This is a genomic window from Pseudomonas sp. B6001 (assembly GCF_013386015.1).
Taxonomy (GTDB): domain Bacteria; phylum Pseudomonadota; class Gammaproteobacteria; order Pseudomonadales; family Pseudomonadaceae; genus Aquipseudomonas.
The window spans coordinates 1-19,790 of record NZ_JACAOX010000007.1; the positions used below are offsets into that span (position 1 = coordinate 1).

Genomic DNA, 19,790 nt, shown 5'->3' on the forward strand with positions numbered 1-19,790 from the left:
CTGTAAGAGCGGAACCAATATCAGCCATCACCCAAATAACGGATATGTACCCACCCCCCGGCCACGCCAATCATCCCCCAGCCTTATCGCGCACCATTCACCCCCAGCCGTATTTATTGTGACCCCAGGCCCCGTGCCTGACACTCAACCCATCCACCCCTAACCACCCCTGGAGTCCCCAATGAGTGAGCCTGTGCAGTTCCAAGACAAGGTCGTGATCGTCACCGGTGCCGGCGGCGGACTAGGCCGCGCCCACGCACTCCTGTTCGCCAGACACGGCGCCAAAGTGCTGGTCAACGATCTTGGCGGCTCAACCCAGGGCGAAGGCGCCAACGCCTCGGCGGCCGACCGCGTCGTGGCCGAAATCCGCGAAGCCGGCGGCATCGCCGAGGCCAACCACGACTCCGTCACCGACGGTGACAAGATCGTCCAGAACGCCCTCGACGCCTTCGGCCGCATCGACGTCGTGGTCAACAACGCCGGGATCCTGCGGGACAAAACCTTCCACAAAATGGAAGACAGCGACTGGGACCTGGTCTACCGCGTACACGTCGAAGGCGCTTACAAAGTCACCCGCGCCGCCTGGCCCCACCTGCGTGAACAAGCCTACGGCCGGGTGATCTTCACCGCCTCCACCTCCGGTATCTACGGCAACTTCGGCCAGTCCAACTACGGCATGGCCAAGCTCGGCCTGTACGGCCTGACCCGCACCCTGGCGCTGGAAGGCCGCAAGAACAACATCCTGGTCAACGCCATCGCCCCCACCGGCGGTACACGCATGACCGAAGGCCTGATCCCGCCGCAAGTCTTCGAACGCCTCAAGCCGGAATTGATCAGCCCGCTGGTGGTGTACCTGGGCAGCGAGGCGTGTCAGGAAACCTCCGGGCTGTTTGAGGTGGGCGGCGGCTGGATCGGCAAGACCCGCTGGGAGCGCAGCCTGGGGGTTGGGTTTGATCCTGAAGCCGGGTTCTCCCCGGATGATGTCGCCGCCCACTGGCAGCAAATCTGTGACTTCGACGGGGCCGCTCACCCCAAGGACAACATCGAGGCCTTGAAGGAGATGATGGCCAACCTGCAGAAGTACAGCCTGTGATCATTACGTGAAAAAGTTTTAATCAAGCGGGGCGCCATGGCGCCCCGCTTTATTTCAGGCATAAAAAAAGCCGCTGCAAAGGCAGCGGCTGAAGTAAGACGTTTGATCAAGGAGCAATAAATCAACGTCAGTGAACACCGGTAACAGATTGAAAATATTGATCAATCCATAAAAAACTGGCTGTTCTTCCAGGTTCTGGAAGCGGGCGGTTTGCCCTGAAAGCCAGGCAAGAATAGGCTTTTGTTACAAAATGAAAAATAGCGATTCGAGACAAGGACTGTTACCAAACCCGCAACAGTGGCAATAACACCTCATCCATCCTCCTGATAATCCTTCATCCATCTCGTCCATGGCCTCTCCAAGACCCCAGCCAGAGCGCCCTCTCATCCTTTCGAGCGACAACACGAATACCTCCTTGGTGCGCTTATCGCTCTTGATCGCGGGCAGTAGGGTGGGGCCTTCTGTCACACCACCGGGGAAGACGCATGACAAAAACAACAATGCGCGCCATCTTCAGGCCACAGGCGCTGGCCGCTGCGGTTGCTTTGGGTTGCTGTGCCCAGGCGCAGGCTGTTTCGTTCAACATCGGCGAGATCGAAGGGCAATTCGATTCCTCGCTGTCGGTCGGTGCCAGCTGGGGCATGCGCGATGCCGACAAGAAGCTGGTGGGCATTCCCAACGGAGGAACGGGCCAGGCTTCCACCGGCGATGATGGTCGCCTGAACTTCAAGAAGGGTGAGACCTTCTCCAAGATCTTCAAGGGCATCCACGACCTGGAACTCAAGTACGGCGACAGCGGCGTGTTCGTGCGCGGCAAGTACTGGTACGACTTCGAACTGCAGGACGAAGACCGCGAATTCAAGCAGATCAGCAATAACCACCGCGACGAAGGCGCGCGCTCTTCCGGCTACGAATTACTCGATGCATTTGTCTATCACAACTATTCCATCGGCGATTTGCCGGGCAACGTGCGCGTCGGTAAACAGGTGGTCAGTTGGGGGGAAAGTACGTTCATCGGCAACTCCATCAACAGCATCAACCCCATCGACGTTTCCGCGTTCCGCCGCCCTGGCGCCGAGATCAAGGAAGGCCTGATTCCGGTCAACATGGTGTTCGCCTCCCAAAGCCTCACCAACCAGTTGAGCGTGGAAGGTTTCTACCAGTTGAACTGGGAAAACACCGTGGTGGACAACTGCGGCACCTTCTTCGGTAACGACGTGGTGGCCCACGGCTGCAACGGCAACTACACCGTCGGCAGCCCGGCGATTGCACCATTGCAACCGGTAGCGGCGGCGTTTGGCCAGGGCTTCCAGGTTACGAAAGAAGGCGTAGTGGTGCAGCGTGCAAAAGACCGCGAGGCGCGCGATGGCGGCCAGTTCGGCATGGCGTTGCGCTGGCTGGGAGATGACACCGAGTACGGCCTGTACTTCATGAACTATCACAGCCGCACGCCCACCGTCGGTACCATCACCGCCAACACCAACCTGGCAACCATTGGCGCTATTGCCAACGCGGCCAACGGGATCGCCCCGGGTACCGGGGCCGGCCTGGCGCAAAGCACGATGCTCGGTCGCGGCCAGTATTACCTCGACTACCCGGAAAACATCCGCCTGTTCGGTGCCAGTTTCTCCACCACCTTGCCCACCGGCACCGCCTGGACCGGCGAAATCAGCTACCGCCCGAATGCTCCCGTACAACTCAACACCACCGACCTGACGCTGGCCCTGGTCAACCCGATTGCCGGCAACGCCGCTTCACCGATCAGCAGTTCCTTCGGTGCCGACAACGCCGGCTACCGCCGCAAGGAAATCACCCAGATCCAGAGCACCATGACCCAATTCTTCGACCAGGTACTGGGCGCCGAACGCCTGACCCTGGTGGGCGAGGCGGCCTTTGTGCACGTCGGCGGGCTGGAGGCGAAATCCAAGCTGCGTTATGGCCGTGACTCGGTCTACGGCCAGTACGGGTTCGGCGGCGACACCGATGGGTTTGTCACGGCCAACTCCTGGGGTTATCGCGCCCGGGCCATCCTCGATTACAACAACGTATTCGCCGGGGTCAACCTCAAGCCCAACGTGTCGTGGTCCCAGGACGTCAGCGGCTACGGCCCCAACGGCCTGTTCAACGAAGGCGCCAAGGCCATCAGCGTCGGCGTGGATGCGGACTACCGCAACACCTACACCGCGAGCCTGAGCTACACCGACTTTTTTGGCGGTGACTACAACACCCTCACCGACCGCGACTTCATCGCCCTCAGCTTTGGCGTGAACTTCTGATTTGGCTTAAGTAAGGACAAGAGACTATGCGCAAAATGATTCTGCAATGCGGGGTGTTGGCCCTGAGCCTGTTGGCCGTCAACGTGATGGCCGCAGTGTCGCCGGAAGAAGCGGCCAAGCTCGGCACTACCCTGACCCCGGTGGGCGCCGAGAAGGCCGGTAACGCCGATGGTTCGATCCCGGCATGGACCGGTGGTATCCCGAAAAACGCCGGGGCGGTGGACAGCAAGGGTTTCCTCGCTGACCCGTTCGCCAATGAAAAGCCGCTGTTCGTGATCACCGCCGCCACGGTCGACAAATACAAGGACAAACTCTCCGAAGGCCAGGTGGCGATGTTCAAGCGCTACCCGCAAACCTACAAGATTCCGGTGTACCCGACCCACCGCACGGTCAACCTGCCGCCGGAGATCTACGAGTCGATCAAGCGCAGCGCGCTCAACGTACACGCGATCAACGACGGCAACGGCCTGGAAAACTTCACTGGCAACCGCTACTACGCTTTCCCGATTCCGAAAAATGGCGTGGAAGTGCTGTGGAACCACATCACCCGTTACCACGGCGGGAACCTGCGCCGCATCATCACCCAGGCCACGCCGCAGACCAACGGCAGCTACACGCCGATCCGTTTCGAGGAAGAAGTGGCCGTGCCGCAACTGATCCCGGACATGGACCCGGTCAAGGGCGCCAACGTACTGACCTTCTTCAAACAATCGGTGACCGCCCCGGCGCGCCTGGCCGGCAACGTACTGTTGGTGCATGAGACGCTCGACCAGGTGAAGGAACCGCGCCTGGCCTGGGTCTACAACGCCGGCCAGCGCCGGGTACGCCGTGCGCCGCAAGTGGCCTACGACGGGCCGGGCACTGCGGCCGACGGCCTGCGCACCTCGGATAACTTCGACATGTTCTCCGGCGCCCCCGACCGCTACGACTGGAAGCTGGTGGGCAAGAAGGAGATGTACATTCCCTACAACAGCTACAAGCTCGATTCGCCGACCCTCAAGTACGACGACATCATCAAGGCCGGCCACATCAACCAGGACCTGACCCGCTACGAGCTGCACCGGGTCTGGGAAGTGATCGGCACGGTCAAGCCGAGCGAGCGCCACATCTACGCCAAGCGCCACATGTACATCGACGAAGACAGCTGGCAGGTGGCGCTGGTGGACCACTACGACGGCCGCGGCCAGCTGTGGCGTGTTGCTGAAGGTCACGCGCAGTTCTACTACGACCATCAGGTGCCGGCCTACACCGTCGAAACCCTGTACGACATCATCGCCGGGCGCTACATCGCCCTGGGCATGAAGAACGAAGAGAAGAGCAGCTTTGTGTTCGGCTTTGCGGCTAAGGCGGCCGACTACACGCCGGCAGCATTGCGCTCGGAAGGCGTGCGCTAAAACCTGATTGAAATGCGATCAAACTGTGGGAGCGGGCTTGCTCGCGAAAGCGGTCTGTCAGTTAAAGCATCAGTGACTGATACACCGCCTTCGCGAGCAAGCCCGCTCCCACATTTACGGTGTTCCACCTTTAGAACGAGTGCCGGGTGGCCTTTTGGCTCCCGGCTTTTTTATGCCCGCCAATCAGCCTGCTGAATACTCCTCAACAACCGCCAGCCACAGGACTAGGGTAGGGCGCACGCCGCCTAATAATAAAAAACAGGGACGCAGTAATGACCGCCATGACCCGTTGTCTGGATCGTCCTGGATTCATGCCACGCTTGTCTCCCCATCATCTGTTGCGCCCGCGCCTGGCCGTGCCGCTGCTCAACGCCACTGCGCGGGTGAAGTTGCTCTGCGCCCCGGCCGGCAGTGGCAAGAGTGCATTGCTCGCCGAGTGCGCGTTGCAGGCGCCTTCGCAGTGCCAGGTGTACTGGTTGCCGCTGAATGGCGTGGCCTCGGATTTGTGTCAGCGCCTGGCGCAAAGCCTTGGCCTCGACTTTGTTGATGAGCCCACCTTGCTGCTGGCCCTGAACCGCTGGCAAGCGCCGGCCTGGTTGTTTCTCGATGACTTCTGCCGCGTGCCGGCGCCTGAACTGGATGGGTTGCTTGACCGCATTCTGGCGGCCAGCAGCCCGGCCTTGACCTGGTGGATCGGCGCGCGGCGGCGGCCGGCCTGCAACTGGCCCCGGCTGTTGCTTGATGATGAGCTGTGGGAATGCAGCGCTGCCGAGTTGGCGTTTGACCCCAGCGAAATCCAGCACTTGGCCGGGCCCAGCGCCGACAAGGTGTTGCAGTTCAGCGCCGGCTGGTGCGCCGGAGTGCGTATCGGATTGCTTGAAGGCGACGGGCACCCGGACAAAACCTTGCTCGACTACCTGCAACACGAGTTGTTCACGGGCCTGGCGCCGGAATTGGCCGAGGCCTGGCGCGTGCTCGCGCACCTGCCACGCTTCAACCCGAGCTTGTGTGACCACCTGTTCGGCTTTGGTGACGGCGGCAACTACCTGCGAGACTTGCAGACGCTGGGCGCCTTTATCGAGCCCTGGGAAGAGTCCACCGACTGGCTGCAAGTCTTCCCGCCACTGGCCCAACTGATGCGCGCCGAACCCTGGCCAGCGAGGCGCTCCTGGCACCGGCGCGCGTGCCAATGGTTTACCGCCGCCGAGGACTGGCAAGCAGCCTTTGAGCAAGCGTTGCAGGCCGAAGAGTACGAAGTGGCCGTGAGCCTGTTGCAGCACTTCAGTTTTGAAGACCTGTTCCGCCAGCAAAATGCGGTGCTGTTGTTGCGCCTGCATGAGCAGCATGGCGATGAATTGATGCTGGGCTCGGCGCAACTGGTGGGCTTGGTAACGGCGGCGTTACTGTTTGCCGGGCGTTTCGACCAGGCGGCGTTGTGCATTGACCAACTGGCGCGTTTCACTCCGCAACCGACCGCGCACCTGCAGCGTTATCTGCTGGCCCGCTGGCAGGCGCAATGGGGCTGGCTGTTGCATCTGGGCGGCGAAGCCGCACGGGCCCGGGAACATTTTCTCGAAGCCCTGCAAGACTTGCCCGAGAGCGCCTGGACGTCGCGCCTGATGTGCCTGTCGGGCCTGACCCAGCAAGCCTTGCTGCGTGGCGAGCTGGACGTGGCCCAGGCGCTGAACCGCGAGGCGTTGTGCCTGGCGCGCTCCCACGGCTCACTGCTGTTGGAGGCATTGTTGGAGCTCGATCATGCGCAGTTGCTGGAGCAGCGCGGCGCGCCGTATCGGGCCCAGAGCCTGCTGGAAAATGTGCAGCGCATGCTGGTGCAACAGCGGCTTAAAGCCGGGCCGTTGATGGGGCGGATTTGCTTGCGACGTGGGCACCTGGCGTTGCGCCAGGGCCACGACGGCGTGGCCGCCGAATGCTTCGAATCCGGCCTGGGCATGTGCCTGCACAGCCAGGACAAACGCGTGCTCTACGGCTACCTGGGACTGGCGCTATTGGCCGCCAACAAGGGCGATTACGCCCAGGCGTTTATCCAGTTGCGCGACGCTGAGCGCCTGATGCAGCAACGCCAGGTGCCCGACACCGTCTATCGCGCCGTATTGCTGTTGCTCAGCGGGCATTTCTGGCTGCAACAGGGTCGCGCCGAACTGACCCTGGAGGCGGTGACCCGGGTGCTGCGGCACTACCGTGGCCCCAAGGCGAAACAAGCACCGCCGGCCACCCTGGAGTTGATCCCCAGGCTTGAATATTTGCAGGTGCTGGCCGAAGTGAAATTGCATCGCGCCGAAGAGCCTGTCGCCCGCCTGAGTGCGTTACTGGAGGCCGCCCGTCAGCGGGGCATGCTGTGCCTGGAAGCGGAGTTGCACTTGGTGCTGGGGGAAGTGGCCTGGCAAGTCGGCGATCGCCCGTTGGCCGTGCGCTCGCTGGAAGCCGGATTGGAACTGGCGGGGCGTTGCCAGGTACAGCAGGCGATTCGCGAGCTGCGCCTCAGGCAACCGGGGTTGTTGAGTGCATTGGGGCTGGAACCGCAGGAATGCCCGGCGGCGGCGGGGGAGAATCCTCTGAGCCAGCGCGAGCTTGAGGTGCTGCAACTGATTGCCCAGGGCAATTCCAATCTGGAAATTGCCAGCCAATTGTTTATCTCGCTGCACACGGTAAAAACCCATGCGCGGAGGATTCACAGCAAGTTGGGGGTGGAGCGGCGTACCCAGGCAGTGGCCAAGGCCAAGACGCTGGGCTTGATGGCTTGAAGCCATGCACTATTCGTCAAACAATGACGATCAAATGTGGGAGCGGGCTTGCTCGCGAATGCGGTGTATCAGTCACTGATGCTTTAACTGACAGACTGCATTCGCGAGCAAGCCCGCTCCCACATTTTGTTCTGTTGGGTGCCTGATACTGAGCGTTACGGCTGATAACCCATGCGCCAACTCACCGCCTGGGTCGCCGCCAGCAAACGCTTCGCCGCCGGGCCGTCTTCATCGGCATGGAACAGCGACGTCGGCCCCACCACGGTCAACACCGCCGCCACTTGCCCGACCGCGTTGAACACCGGCGCCGACAACGCGTCCACACCCGGCATCAGCAAACCATGCACAAAGTGCAAGCCGCGCTGGCGGATCTGCTCACAGGTGGTCGCGTATTCCTGGTCATCCGCCAACGCATGGGCAACGCCCGCCTGAATCTCCCGCTCGCGCAACTCCACGGTTTCCCGCGACGGCAGGAACGCACTGAACACCAGCCCGGTGGACGAACTGAGCAACGGCAACACCGAGCCCAATTGCGTGACCACCGTCACCGCGCGCACCGCCGGCTCGATATGCACCACCGTCGCGCCCTGGTTACCCCAGACGGCCAGGAAGCAGGTTTCATTCAACTCATCCCGCAGTTCCGCCAGGGGCAGGGCGGCGACTTTCAGCACGTCCATGCTGCCCAGCGCGGCCAGCCCCACGCGCAAGGCTTCGCGGCCCAGGCCGTAATGGTTGGTGGCGGTGTTCTGTTCGGCAAAACCCGAGGCAATCAGCGCCTGCAAATAGCGGTGGACCTTGCTCGCCGGCATTTGCACGTGCTCGGCCAGGCGCGACAACGAGGTGGCCGGCGACAGTTCAGCCAGGGCCTTGAGGATGTCGGTGCCCACTTCAGCCGAGCGGACTTTCTGTTTACCGGTGTCGCGGGGGGCGGGCGGCTTTTCCATGGAAGGCATGAATCCGAAAGACGAATGGGCGTCTTTATAGCTTGACGGTCAACAGGTATCAAATTACGTTATGCGTAACTGGATTACGATAAAAACAACTTCCGCTCAGAGGACGATCCATGACCCTCGAATACCAATCGGGTTTTGGCAATGAATTTGCCACTGAAGCCTTGCCCGGTGCATTGCCCGTCGGCCAGAACGCCCCGCAGAAAGCGCCCTACGGGCTGTACACCGAACTCTTCTCCGGCACCGCCTTCACCATGGTCCGCAGCGAAGCCCGGCGCACCTGGTTGTACCGCATCCAGCCGTCGGCCAATCACCCGGCGTTCGTCAAGCTGGAACGGCAATTGGCCGGTGGACCGCTGGGCGCTGTGACGCCCAACCGCCTGCGCTGGAACCCGCTGGATATTCCGGGTGAGCCGACAGATTTCATCGATGGCCTTGTAGGCATGGTCGCCAATTCCGGATCGGAAAAACCCTCGGGCATCAGCATCTACAACTACCGCGCCAACCGTTCGATGGACCGCGTGTTCTTCAACGCGGACGGCGAACTGTTGGTCGTTCCCGAGCAGGGCCGCCTGCGCATTGCGACCGAACTGGGTGTGCTGGAAGTCGAGCCACTGGAAATCGTCGTGCTGCCCCGGGGCCTGAAATTCCGCGTCGAACTGCTGGATGCCCAGGCCCGCGGTTACGTCGCCGAGAACCATGGCGCGCCACTGCGCCTGCCGGACCTCGGCCCTATCGGCAGCAACGGCCTGGCCAACCCACGGGATTTCCTCACACCCGTCGCCCATTACGAAGACCTCAAGCAACCGACCACGCTGGTGCAGAAATTCCTCGGTGAACTGTGGGGCTGCCAGCTCGACCATTCGCCGCTGAACGTGGTGGCGTGGCACGGCAACAACGTGCCGTACAAATACGACCTGCGTCGTTTCAACACCATCGGTACCGTGAGCTTCGATCACCCGGACCCGTCGATCTTCACCGTATTGACCTCGCCCACCAGCGTGCACGGCCTGGCCAACCTCGACTTCGTGATCTTCCCGCCCCGCTGGATGGTCGCCGAAAACACCTTCCGGCCACCGTGGTTCCACCGCAACCTGATGAACGAATACATGGGCCTGATCCAGGGTGCCTACGACGCCAAGGCCGAAGGCTTCGTGCCCGGCGGCGCGTCGTTGCACAGCTGCATGAGCGCCCACGGCCCGGATGGCGAGACCTGCACCAAAGCCATCAACGCGACGCTTGAGCCCCACAAGATTGATAACACCATGGCGTTCATGTTCGAGACCAGCCAGGTGCTGCGTCCCACCCAGTTCGCCCTTGAATGCTCGCAGCTGCAACCTTCCTACGACGCTTGCTGGGCCTCACTGCCCGCAACCTTCAACCCGAATCGGAGATAACCCATGACGCAGCCTAATCTCACCCGCAGTTGGGTGGTTTCCGCCAACGGTCACCGGGATTTCCCGCTGCAAAACCTGCCGTTGGGGGTGTTCAGCCTTAATGGCTCGGCACCGCGCAGTGGCGTGGCGATTGGCGAGCAGATTCTTGATCTGCACGCCGCGTTGGAATGCTTTGAAGGCGAAGCCCGCCGGGCCGTTGAAGCCACCGCTGGCGGCCAACTGAACGCATTTTTCGAACTCGGCCGTGGCCCGCGCGTGGCCCTGCGCGAACGCCTGCTGGAACTGTTGGCCGAAGGCAGCGAACAGCAAGGCAAACTGCAAGCTGCGCTGCGCCCGGCTGCCGATTGCCAGATGCACCTGCCGGCCAAGATCAACGACTACACCGACTTCTACGTGGGCATCGAGCACGCGCAAAACGTCGGCAAGCTGTTCCGCCCGGACAACCCGCTGCTGCCCAACTACAAGTATGTGCCGATCGGCTACCACGGCCGCGCGTCGACGATTCGCCCGTCGGGCACCGAGGTCCGCCGCCCGAAAGGCCAGACCCTGCCAGCCGGCCAGACCGAGCCGACCTTCGGCCCCTGCGCACGCCTGGACTACGAGCTGGAGCTGGGCATCTGGATCGGCAAGGGCAATGCCATGGGCGACTCGATTGCCATCGGCGACGCGGCTGATCACATCGCCGGTTTCTGCCTGCTCAACGACTGGTCGGCGCGGGATATCCAGGCCTGGGAATACCAGCCGCTGGGCCCGTTCCTGTCGAAGAGTTTCATCACCAGCATTTCGCCATGGGTGGTGACGGCTGAAGCCCTGGAACCGTTCCGCAAGGCACAACCGGTGCGCCCTGAAGGCGACCCACAACCGCTGCCATACCTGCTGGACAAGCGCGACCAGGCTGCCGGTGGTTTTGATATCGAACTGGAAGTGCTGCTGACCACCGCCTCGATGCGTGAGCAGAACCTGCCGGCCCATCGCTTGACCCTGAGCAATACCCAACACATGTACTGGACCGTCGCGCAGATGGTTGCGCACCACAGCGTCAACGGCTGCCAGTTGCAGGCGGGTGACCTGTTCGGTTCGGGCACCTTGTCGGGGCCTGAAGCCGGACAATTCGGCAGCCTGCTGGAAATCACCGAGGGCGGTAAAAAGCCGATCGAACTGGCCTCCGGCGAGGTGCGGAAATTCCTTGAAGATGGCGACGAAATCATCCTGCGTGCCCGCTGCACCCGCGACGGTTTTGCCTCCATCGGCTTCGGCGAATGCCGGGGTACCGTGGTCGCGGCGCGCTGAGAGGGCAGGGCCATGGAACTCTATACCTACTACCGCTCCACTTCGTCGTACCGGGTGCGGATCGCGCTGGCCCTCAAGGGCCTGGACTTCACGGCGGTGCCGGTCAACCTGCTGGTGCCCAAGGGCGGCGCCAACCATCAGCCGGAGTACCTGGCGATCAACCCGCAAGGTCGCGTGCCGGCCTTGCGCACCGATGAGGGTGATGTGTTGATTCAGTCGCCGGCAATCATCGAGTACCTGGAGGAACGTTATCCACAGGTGCCGTTGCTCTCCACGGATCTGGCAACCCGCGCCCATGAGCGCGCGGTGGCGTCGATCATCGGTTGCGACATTCATCCGCTGCACAACTCCAGTACCCAGAATCTGCTCAAGCAATGGGGGCACGATGAAGCGCAGGTGCTGGAGTGGATCGGGCACTGGATCAGCCAGGGCCTGGCGGCGGTTGAGCAGTTGATTGGTGATCAGGGTTATTGCTTTGGCGAGCAGCCGGGGATGGCGGATACGTTCCTGATTCCACAGTTGTATGCGGCCGAGCGGTTCAAGGTGTCGCTGGCGGCATACCCGCGCATTCAGCGGGTGGCGGGGTTGGCGGCGCAGCATCCGGCGTTCATGGCGGCTCATCCCGCCAACCAACCGGATACCCCATAAATCTCCAGGCTCACACCGGCCAAATGTGGGAGCGGGCTTGCTCGCGAATACGATGTATCAGTCAGCAGATGTATTGACTGGCATACCGCTTTCGCGAGCAAGCCCGCTCCCACATGTGATCTTCAGCGTGTCCAAAATATATAAAAACAATACAGGTCCCTTGCGATGCACAATCAGATTGCCAGCTTTCGTGCGGCACTCGACGCCCGTCCGGTGTCGCGCTATCAGTGGTTGATTCTCCTGTTGCTGGCACTGTTGCTGGTCACCGACGGCTACGACGCCCAGGTCCTGGGCTACGTAGTACCGGCGCTGGCCAAGGACTGGGGCCTGGAAAAAGCCGCGTTCGGCCCGGTGTTCAGCGCCAACCTGCTGGGGCTGACGCTGGGCTCCCTGGCCGTCACGCCGCTGGCGGATCGCTTCGGGGTGCGGCGCATCCTGCTGTGCTGTGTGTTGATCTACGCCAGCCTCACGGTGCTGATGGTGTTCGCCAACTCTCTCAATACCTTGATGGCCGCCCGCTTTATCTGCGGCATCGGCATGGGCGGTGCAATGCCCAGCGCCATGGCCTTGATGTCGGAATACTCACCACCCCGCCTGCGAACATTGATGGTGACGCTCGCCGCCTGTGGCTTCTCTTTCGGCGGTGCGGCCGGTGGTTTTGTCGCGGCCGGGTTTATCGACAGCTTCGGCTGGCAGGCGGTGTTCCTCGCCGGTGGTGTGACGCCATTGCTGTTGTTTCCGTTTCTTGCCTGGATGTTGCCCGAATCCCTGCCACGCCTGCTGCGTGATGCACCGCCGTATGCGCGCCTGCAAAAAGTCACCGCGCGAATGCTGCCAGGCTGGCAACCGCCGCCAGCGAGCGAGGCTGAAAACCGCCAGGAGCAAGGCAGCAAACTGACGGTGGTGGAGCTGTTCCGCCATGGCTACGCGCGCCCGACATTACTGCTGTGGGCGACGTTTTTTGTCAGCCTGATCCTGCTGTATTTCATGATCAGCTGGCTGCCTTCGCTGTTGCTGGAAAGCGGCCTGGGCCTGAACGAAGCCAATCTGGTGACCTCGATGTTCCTGTTCGCCGGGACACTGGGCGCCATCGGCATGGCCTGGTTTGCCGACCGGCTCAAAAGCAAAGTGCGCCTGCTGTCCGGCGTGCTGGCAGCGGCTGCGGTGTGCACCATCCTGCTGGGGCTGAATCACGACAATCCGCGCTATCTGGTGGCCTGCGTGTTTGCGGCGGGCTTCTGCATCATCGGCGGTCAACTGACCCTGAACGCGTTCGCCAGTAACTTCTACCCGGCTCACGTGCGGGCCACCGGTACCGGCTGGGCGCTGGGTGTCGGGCGGTTCGGGTCGATCCTGGGGCCGCTGTTCGGCAGCCTGCTGCTGGCGATGCACATACCGGTGCAGCAGATTTTCTTCTTCTGCGCGATTCCGGCGGTGATAGCGGCGTTGTTGATTATCCAGGTGCGCTCGCCAGTCAATGCACCACAGAGTTCGGCGGCAAATGCCCCAGCCGTTCGGTCAGGCGTAGACGCTGGATCGGGTCTTCGCTGAGCATCAACGCGTGTTCCAGGTCAAAACGCTCGGCGTTCGGGCAATCCAGGCGCTGATACAAACTGGCCCGGGCCAGGTAATCGGCGGCGCTGGCATTGCCCAGCTCCAGCACGCGTTCGGCATCCACCAGAGCGGCCAGGTGGTCGTCGTTGGACAGGTGCAACTGGCGCAGATTACGCGACAGCCGTTGCAGGATCGATCGCGGCTCGGCGGTGTGCAGGTGGTCGGCCTGCAACTTGAGATTGGGCCCGTATTGGCGGGTCAGCAGGTCGCGGCAATCGTTGGGGTACAGGCGTCGGCCGCCGCAGGGGTCGAGCAGGTGATCGGCGCCCGGCACCCGCAACAGGAAGTGCCCCGGGAAGTTGACGCCCACCAGCGGAATGTCCAGGCGCCGCGCCAGCTCCAGGGCGATCAGCCCCAATGCCAGTGGCTGGCCGCGTTTACGCTTCAACACCTTGTCCAGCAGCGCGGCGGCGGGGCGCAGCGGGGTGTGGTCATCCTGGGCGAACCCCAGGTCGTTCATGCGCCGCAGCAACGGTTGTCCGAGTTCATCCGCCGGCAGCATCGGCATGCTGAGGCTGACCAATTGCTGCAATACCTTGAAGTCCTGCAGGATGGCCAAGGGGTCCACCGCCGGGTCGTGCTCGGCCGCCATCCACAGCGCGGCTTCAAACAGCGCGGGCGGTGACCGTTCCAGGCAGGCAAAAAAGGCGTCGCGGGGCTTCATTGGGTTCTCCGGCGGATGTCTCGTTTTAGCCTTGCTGTGAACTTTCGTCCAGTGCCTTAAGACAGGTCCTACCTGTTTATGTCGCAAACCCTTTAAAACCGGTGGTCTTATTCCTGCGCGCTTCAGCAGGGTTTCGCTGGCAGTCCTATACTTGGCGCCTACCAGAAGTGATTCGGGAGCTTGACGATGTTTGCGCTCATGCACAGCACCCGCCTTGAATCGCTGCACCTGAGCGTTGACCCGGCCACCGGGTTGAAGGCGGTCATTGCCATCCACAACAGCCGCCTGGGTCCCGCCCTTGGAGGCTGCCGCTACCTCTCTTACCCCGACGATGAAAGTGCCGTGGCGGATGCCGCGCGCCTGGCGCAGGGCATGAGCTACAAGGCCGCGCTGGCCGGTTTGCCGGTGGGTGGCGGCAATGCGGTGATCATCCGCCCCGCCCATGTGGAAAGCCGCGCGGCATTGTTTGAAGCCTTCGGCCGCTGCATCGAGCAGTTGGATGGCCGCTACATCACCGCCATCGACAGCGGCACCTCGGTGGCCGACATGGATTGCATCGCCCAGCAGACCCGCTATGTCACCAGCACCACGGCGGCCGGCGATCCCTCGCCCCACGCGGCGATGGGTGTATTTGCTGGAATACGCACCACCGCGATGGCTCGCCTGGGCAGCGATAATCTGGAAGGTCTGCGCGTGGCGATCCAGGGCCTGGGCAACGTCGGTTATGCCCTGGCCGAGCAACTGCACGCCGCCGGGGCTGAATTGCTGGTGAGCGACATCGACCACGGCAAGGTGCAACTGGCGATGGAGCAACTGGGTGCGCACCCGATTGCCAACGAAGCCTTGCTCAGCACTCCGTGCGATATCCTTGCGCCCTGCGGTGTGGGCGCGGTGTTCAACCGCTACACGGTCGCGCAGTTGCGATGCGCAGCGGTGGCCGGCTCCGCCAGTGCGCAACTGACCAACCTGCAAGTGGCCGATCAGTTGGAAGGGCGTGGGATTCTTTACGCGCCGGACTACGTGATCAACTCCGGTGGGCTGATCTACGTGGCCCTCAAGCACGGCGGCGCGGAGCTGGAAACCATCACCGCGCACCTGTCGAACATCGGCACGCGCCTGACCGAAATCTTCGCCCATGCCCAGGCTGAAAAACGCTCACCCGCGCGGGTAGCGGATGAGCTGGCGGAGCGCTTGCTGTACCGCTGAGGCGGGTCAAAGCTGATATTTCTCCCGGGCCAGTTGGCCCACGCCCATACGATCAAGGATGTGCATCGGGCACAGAATCGTGACCCGCACGGTTCCCGGCAGGCGGCTGATTTCAATCGAGCCGTTGATGGTCGCGCGGTTGCGCACTTCGTCGAGCGGCAGCCCGGTCACGGCGGCTGCGCGTTCCAGTCCGTTGTCTGTCGCGACGTTGAGATTGGTCCCACTGCCGATGAAGGTGATGGGCGCGTTCTCCTCGATCTCCACCTGGCCCCAGCGCTCCCCCAGTGCCTTCACCCGCAGGCGTTGCTCCGCGGTCATCGGGCGCGCCATGGGCGGCAGGTCATCGAGGTTTTGCAGCAGGATCGGCCCGTCCAGGCTCAGGCCCTTGATCACCTGCACCGTCAGTTCGGTTTCCCCCGACACATCGGTGGCATGCCCGGCAATTTCGCCATTGCCCTGTTGAGCATGCATATCGCCCATGTACACCCCGGCGCCGGGGACCTTCACCGGGCAGATCAGGATGCAGCCTTCGCGCACGGAATTGGTGTCCATGTGGCCATCGGTTTTCGCGGCGTGCAGTTCATCGTGGGTCATGCCGTAGCGATGGGGCGCGCCCACCAGGTACTGGCCGAAGTCGCCGCAGTTGTGGGAATCCGGAAGATCCCGTGAAGGCGTGGTACCGATGTTGCCCAGGAATGGGCGCATATGCGCGGCCAGGCCCGGGATATCGGCGCGGGCCAGGGACAGGATCGAGTGCTGGGCAGACAGTTCGGGCAGCGCCGACATGTCCGATGCCTTGCCGGCCAGGCGATCCGCCACGGCCTGGTTGACCGTCAGGGACACCTGATGCTCGGCATCCAGAACGATCACGTAACCATTGCTGAAACGAAACGCACTGACCTCGGCGCCACAGGCATCGCAACGAATGGCGTCATCGCCAATGCCTTCGACGTGGCTGGCGGGATGCTCTTGCCCGCAATTGGAGCAGAACTTCGCGACGAACGGGTCGCCGTGGTAACGCCCTTCGACAAAACTCATGACCCCCGAGGACGTGGCCAGGGAGGTGACGCGCATGCGCTTGATCTTCAGCGCCACCGCGTCGCCGATGTCGGCGCCGGCGATGAACACGGGCTGGGTCACTTCATGGCCACCCTCAAAGGCCGGCGTGATCATCGGGCCCCAGCAACCGGGCGGGGTGCCGGTGATCAAGGTGCCACCGTCGGCCAGCGGGCCGAGCATTTTCTGGCTGGGGCCGAGCAGCCCATTGGTGTAGGAGGTGACGGTGAGACGGTCGACAGAAGGGAGGTTATTCATTTTATTTTCCGGGCCCTGGGTGATTGAATGTTGAACAGGCTTCATCACTTAAGCGCCGATGTGTATCTGTCGTGTGTCGCGCTGCCGCGATTGCCGGTACGTGTGTATCTCAGGGGCATCCATACACACTCTGATACACCCGCAGTGGCGTTCACGGGTAAATACAGATATCTCTGTTGCAGGCTTACTTTTTCAAACCCACCAGAACGAGGTTGGCATGTCCAAACAAACAGCAGGGCGCTCCAGCGGGCGCATGATTACCTTCAAACGCCCGGATGGCGCTGACGTCAACGGCTACCTGGCCAGCCCGGCGGTACTCGAAGGCGCGCCGGCGATCGTGGTGATCCAGGAATGGTGGGGCGTAAACGATCAGATCAAGGGCGTGGCCAATCGACTGGCCGAATGCGGTTACCGCGTGTTGGTGCCGGACCTTTATCGCGGCGCGTCGACCGTGGAAGAGGAAGAGGCTCACCACCTGATGGATGGGCTGGATTTTGGTGACGCGGTTTCCCAGGACATCAAGGGTGCTGTGCAGTACTTGCAGGCGGATTCGAAAAAAGTTGGTGTGACCGGTTACTGCATGGGCGGGGCGTTGACGTTGCTGGCGTTGAACGCGATTCCGGAAGTGGCGGCGGGCGTGGTGTGGTACGGCTTCCCGCCGCTGGAGTATCTGGATGCTTCGAAGATCAAGGCGCCGCTGATCGGGCATTGGGGCACGCAGGATGCCTTCTTCAATATCGACACCGTGGCGGAGCTGGAGTCAAAACTGCATGCTGCGGGTGTGGACGCGACTTTCCATCGCTACCTGGCGCGCCATGCGTTTGCCAACGAGACGGCGATTGGTGATGGTCGGATTGCAGACACGCAATACGATGCCGCCTGGTCGCAACTGGCGTGGGACCGCACGTTGACGTTCTTCGGCAAGACCTTGTGGCAGGCATGACACATGTGAAAGGCATCAACGCATAACCTGTGGCGAGGGAGCTTGTTGTGGCGAGGGAGCTTGCTCCCGCTGGAGTGCGCAGCGCTCCCAAGCTTTTGGGTCTGCTGCGCAGCCCAGCGGGAGCAAGCTCCCTCGCCACAGCAAGCGCCCTCTGCCACAGCGAGCGCCCTTGCTCAAAGCAAGCTCCCTCGGCCACAGCAAGCCCTTTCGACACTACTGGCAATGCATCACTCAGCCGCTGGCTGCCCAATCTCCGCCAATGCACTCGCATTGTTCTTGAACGCCGCCGCAAACGCCGCGCGGTTCTTGGCCATGAAAATACCGGCATCTTCAGCCTGCTTCTCGCTCAAGCCTTCGACGTTTTTCAACAGCACTTCCATCAGGGACTCTGCCAGTTCAAGCATCTGGTCGTGTGCGTCGGCAAGTTTGCGATCCACGAATGTAGTCTCCAGGTCACGGGTACTGCGATACAGGGTTTCAACAGCCATTTTTCGGCCTCGTCATCGGTGCAGTATTGAAGGGAGTTGCCCTTGGTTCGAGTGTCGCCAAGCGTTCTCGCGACTACTGTATTTATATACAGCTAAAAGCATAAGCCAATCCATGGGGTTTGGGTAGTGGCTTTTTAATGTAGCTGGCAAATGCTGGTTTGCCCTATCGGAAACTTCTCACAGGTTGGTGGGGTTGCAGGAGCGTCATTCAGTGGCTTACCTTCTCCGGGCTTCGCTTATGCGGTACACGAGTTTGGCGGCTCGAATTTAAGGAGCAAACATCTTGTAAATCCAAGGAATGCACCATGGTAAAAATGACTGCCTGTTTTTCTGAATCGCCTATAAAGCCGCCTACCGCGCTTTTCGCTGTGACCCCAAATACTGACACTGAAACATTACTCGCCAATGCCAGCGAAACCTTGAACAGTGCCCGTGAAATGGCCAGTAGCCTGGCTTTTGAGCTTGAAGGACCACAGCGAAGTTTGGTTCTGGCGATCCATCAACTGCTGGAAATGAGTGGTTTATTGGTCGATCAAGCGTTGGATCAAGTCGCCCCGACCTGACCTGAATCACCCGGTCACCTGGATCGTTCCCACGCTCTGCGTGGGAATGCATACCGTGACGCTCCGCGTCACCTCTACCCGAAGCCCTGGGGCATGGGACGCGGAGCGTCCGGGGCGGCATTCCCACGCGGAGCGTGGGAACGATCATCAAGCAGCAAGATAAGTGCCTCATATCACCCCGCCACCATCTCACTTCCTGTTCCCTGGCCTTTTTTCTGCATGCAGAGAAACGGTCACGTCCAACCCGCATTATCCGGTCGAGCCGACCTAAGGAAGCATCATCGTGAAAATCAACTGGGCTGAAAACCTGCGCAAGACCGTGCACCAACTGGCCGAGTCCTTGGGAAATCTGTTCGTCGAGACCTTCCACTACCTGGCACTGTTCGCCATTGGTGCGGTGACCGCCTATGCCGCGGTGATGGAATTTCTGGGGATGCTGGAGACGGGGCACATCAAGATCGATGACATCTTGCTGCTGTTCATCTACCTGGAACTGGGGGCGATGGTCGGGATTTATTTCAAGACCAACCACATGCCGGTGCGTTTCCTGATCTACGTGGCGATCACGGCGCTGACCCGTCTGCTGATTTCCAACGTGTCCCACCACAACCCGCCCGACATCGGCATCATCTACCTGTGCGGTGGGATTCTGCTGCTGGCGTTCGCGATTCTGGTGGTGCGGTATGCGTCGTCGGCATTTCCGTCGGTGAAGGTCGAAGGCCCGCGCCGCAAGGGCGAAGCGAGCCTTGAAACAGAGAAGGGCGAGCTCTAGAACCCTGCGTTGAGCGGCGGTCTGCTGACCGGCGGCCGCTGCAGTACCTGGTGGCTGTCCCCATCGGTCATCACCGCCAATATCTCCATCGCGCTGTGCCCCTGCTCGATCGCAATCCCGAATTGCACACTCTGCACCAGCCGTTTCAGGCGCTGCGGGTCGTTGCGTTGTTCGGCGCTGATCATGCGTTTGGCCACGACGCCGTCTTCATCGGACAGGGTCAGCATGATGCTGCCGTCCAGCCGCTGGATGCTTAAATTGACCCGGTATTTCGGGGCGAAGGTGTCGGTGATGATCTGAAAAGGGTTGTCCATGGTGCGTTACCGCCTGATAAGAACATGCAGTCATTGACGACCGGTGTCGGGATTAGTTCGCGTTTCCTGACCACCGGCCATTCGCTCGCTGAGGTTTTCACA

At 61.6% G+C, this 19,790-nt stretch carries 17 protein-coding genes; 12 read left to right on the forward strand and 5 right to left on the reverse strand.

Going from position 1 to position 19,790, the window contains the following annotated elements:
- Positions 1-181 precede the first annotated feature (181 nt).
- The 4 genes from HX821_RS09075 to HX821_RS09090 all read left to right on the forward strand — a co-directional run bounded on the left by HX821_RS09075 (position 182) and on the right by HX821_RS09090 (position 7,525).
- Entirely contained in the window at positions 182-1,093 is a 912-nt protein-coding gene (locus tag HX821_RS09075) for an SDR family oxidoreductase (RefSeq protein ID WP_008438591.1), read from the forward strand.
- Positions 1,094-1,578: 485 nt separating this feature from the next.
- Entirely contained in the window at positions 1,579-3,369 is a 1,791-nt protein-coding gene (locus HX821_RS09080; RefSeq protein WP_023659149.1) for a DUF1302 domain-containing protein, read from the forward strand.
- A gap of 26 nt (positions 3,370-3,395) precedes the next feature.
- Positions 3,396-4,763 (forward strand): DUF1329 domain-containing protein, encoded by a 1,368-nt coding sequence (locus HX821_RS09085; RefSeq protein WP_177021365.1) that lies wholly within the window; start codon positions 3,396-3,398, stop codon positions 4,761-4,763.
- 272 nt (positions 4,764-5,035) lie between these two features.
- Positions 5,036-7,525, forward strand: a complete 2,490-nt coding sequence (locus HX821_RS09090; protein ID WP_177027944.1) for a LuxR C-terminal-related transcriptional regulator — start codon at positions 5,036-5,038, stop codon at positions 7,523-7,525.
- A 155-nt stretch (positions 7,526-7,680) separates the two neighbouring features.
- On the opposite strand, the gene HX821_RS09095 is transcribed toward HX821_RS09090, so the two are convergent.
- On the reverse strand, positions 7,681-8,469 hold the full coding sequence (locus HX821_RS09095; protein ID WP_008438587.1) for an IclR family transcriptional regulator: 789 nt from the start codon (positions 8,467-8,469) through the stop codon (positions 7,681-7,683).
- Positions 8,470-8,588: 119 nt separating this feature from the next.
- On the opposite strand from HX821_RS09095, the gene hmgA reads away from it, so the two are divergent.
- The 4 genes from hmgA (at position 8,589) to HX821_RS09115 (ending at position 13,361) form a co-directional block, all read left to right on the forward strand.
- Positions 8,589-9,872: a homogentisate 1,2-dioxygenase gene (gene hmgA / locus HX821_RS09100; RefSeq protein WP_177021366.1), complete on the forward strand. Its 1,284-nt coding sequence runs from the start codon at positions 8,589-8,591 to the stop codon at positions 9,870-9,872.
- Positions 9,873-9,875: 3 nt separating this feature from the next.
- A complete protein-coding gene (fahA, locus tag HX821_RS09105) occupies positions 9,876-11,162 on the forward strand; it encodes a fumarylacetoacetase (RefSeq protein ID WP_177021367.1) in 1,287 nt (428 codons plus the stop codon).
- A gap of 12 nt (positions 11,163-11,174) precedes the next feature.
- Complete coding sequence (maiA, locus tag HX821_RS09110) at positions 11,175-11,810, forward strand: maleylacetoacetate isomerase (RefSeq protein ID WP_008438576.1); 636 nt, start codon at positions 11,175-11,177, stop codon at positions 11,808-11,810.
- A 165-nt stretch (positions 11,811-11,975) separates the two neighbouring features.
- Complete coding sequence (locus HX821_RS09115; protein WP_087695182.1) at positions 11,976-13,361, forward strand: aromatic acid/H+ symport family MFS transporter; 1,386 nt, start codon at positions 11,976-11,978, stop codon at positions 13,359-13,361.
- Here HX821_RS09115 and HX821_RS09120 read toward each other — a convergent pair.
- Complete coding sequence (locus HX821_RS09120) at positions 13,285-14,088, reverse strand: SirB1 family protein (protein WP_003212796.1); 804 nt, start codon at positions 14,086-14,088, stop codon at positions 13,285-13,287. The two genes, HX821_RS09115 and HX821_RS09120, sit on opposite strands and share 77 nt — an antisense overlap.
- A gap of 186 nt (positions 14,089-14,274) precedes the next feature.
- Between HX821_RS09120 and HX821_RS09125 the strand changes: the two genes are divergently transcribed.
- Positions 14,275-15,294, forward strand: coding sequence for a Glu/Leu/Phe/Val dehydrogenase dimerization domain-containing protein (locus tag HX821_RS09125; RefSeq protein WP_010176963.1), 1,020 nt, complete (start codon positions 14,275-14,277; stop codon positions 15,292-15,294).
- 6 nt (positions 15,295-15,300) lie between these two features.
- Here HX821_RS09125 and HX821_RS09130 read toward each other — a convergent pair whose 3' ends face one another.
- Positions 15,301-16,608 (reverse strand): acetamidase/formamidase family protein, encoded by a 1,308-nt coding sequence (locus tag HX821_RS09130; protein ID WP_177035642.1) that lies wholly within the window; start codon positions 16,606-16,608, stop codon positions 15,301-15,303.
- Between the two features lie 217 nt (positions 16,609-16,825).
- On the opposite strand from HX821_RS09130, the gene HX821_RS09135 reads away from it, so the two are divergent.
- The gene (locus HX821_RS09135) at positions 16,826-17,551 is read left to right on the forward strand and encodes a dienelactone hydrolase family protein (RefSeq protein WP_087695180.1); all 726 of its coding nucleotides are present in this window, start codon (positions 16,826-16,828) and stop codon (positions 17,549-17,551) included.
- Positions 17,552-17,778: 227 nt separating this feature from the next.
- Here the strand turns inward: HX821_RS09135 and HX821_RS09140 are convergent, their stop codons facing one another.
- Positions 17,779-18,039 carry a YebG family protein gene (locus HX821_RS09140; RefSeq protein WP_003212789.1) on the reverse strand — a complete coding sequence of 87 codons (261 nt, stop codon included), beginning with the start codon at positions 18,037-18,039 and terminating at the stop codon, positions 17,779-17,781.
- A 305-nt stretch (positions 18,040-18,344) separates the two neighbouring features.
- Between HX821_RS09140 and HX821_RS09145 the strand changes: the two genes are divergently transcribed.
- On the forward strand, positions 18,345-18,602 hold the full coding sequence (locus tag HX821_RS09145; RefSeq protein WP_177035643.1) for a DUF6124 family protein: 258 nt from the start codon (positions 18,345-18,347) through the stop codon (positions 18,600-18,602).
- 283 nt (positions 18,603-18,885) lie between these two features.
- Positions 18,886-19,374, forward strand: coding sequence for a phosphate-starvation-inducible protein PsiE (locus HX821_RS09150; RefSeq protein WP_003212783.1), 489 nt, complete (start codon positions 18,886-18,888; stop codon positions 19,372-19,374).
- Here HX821_RS09150 and HX821_RS09155 read toward each other — a convergent pair.
- Complete coding sequence (locus HX821_RS09155) at positions 19,371-19,688, reverse strand: DUF3509 domain-containing protein (protein WP_003212781.1); 318 nt, start codon at positions 19,686-19,688, stop codon at positions 19,371-19,373. The two genes, HX821_RS09150 and HX821_RS09155, sit on opposite strands and share 4 nt — an antisense overlap.
- Positions 19,689-19,790 lie beyond the last annotated feature (102 nt).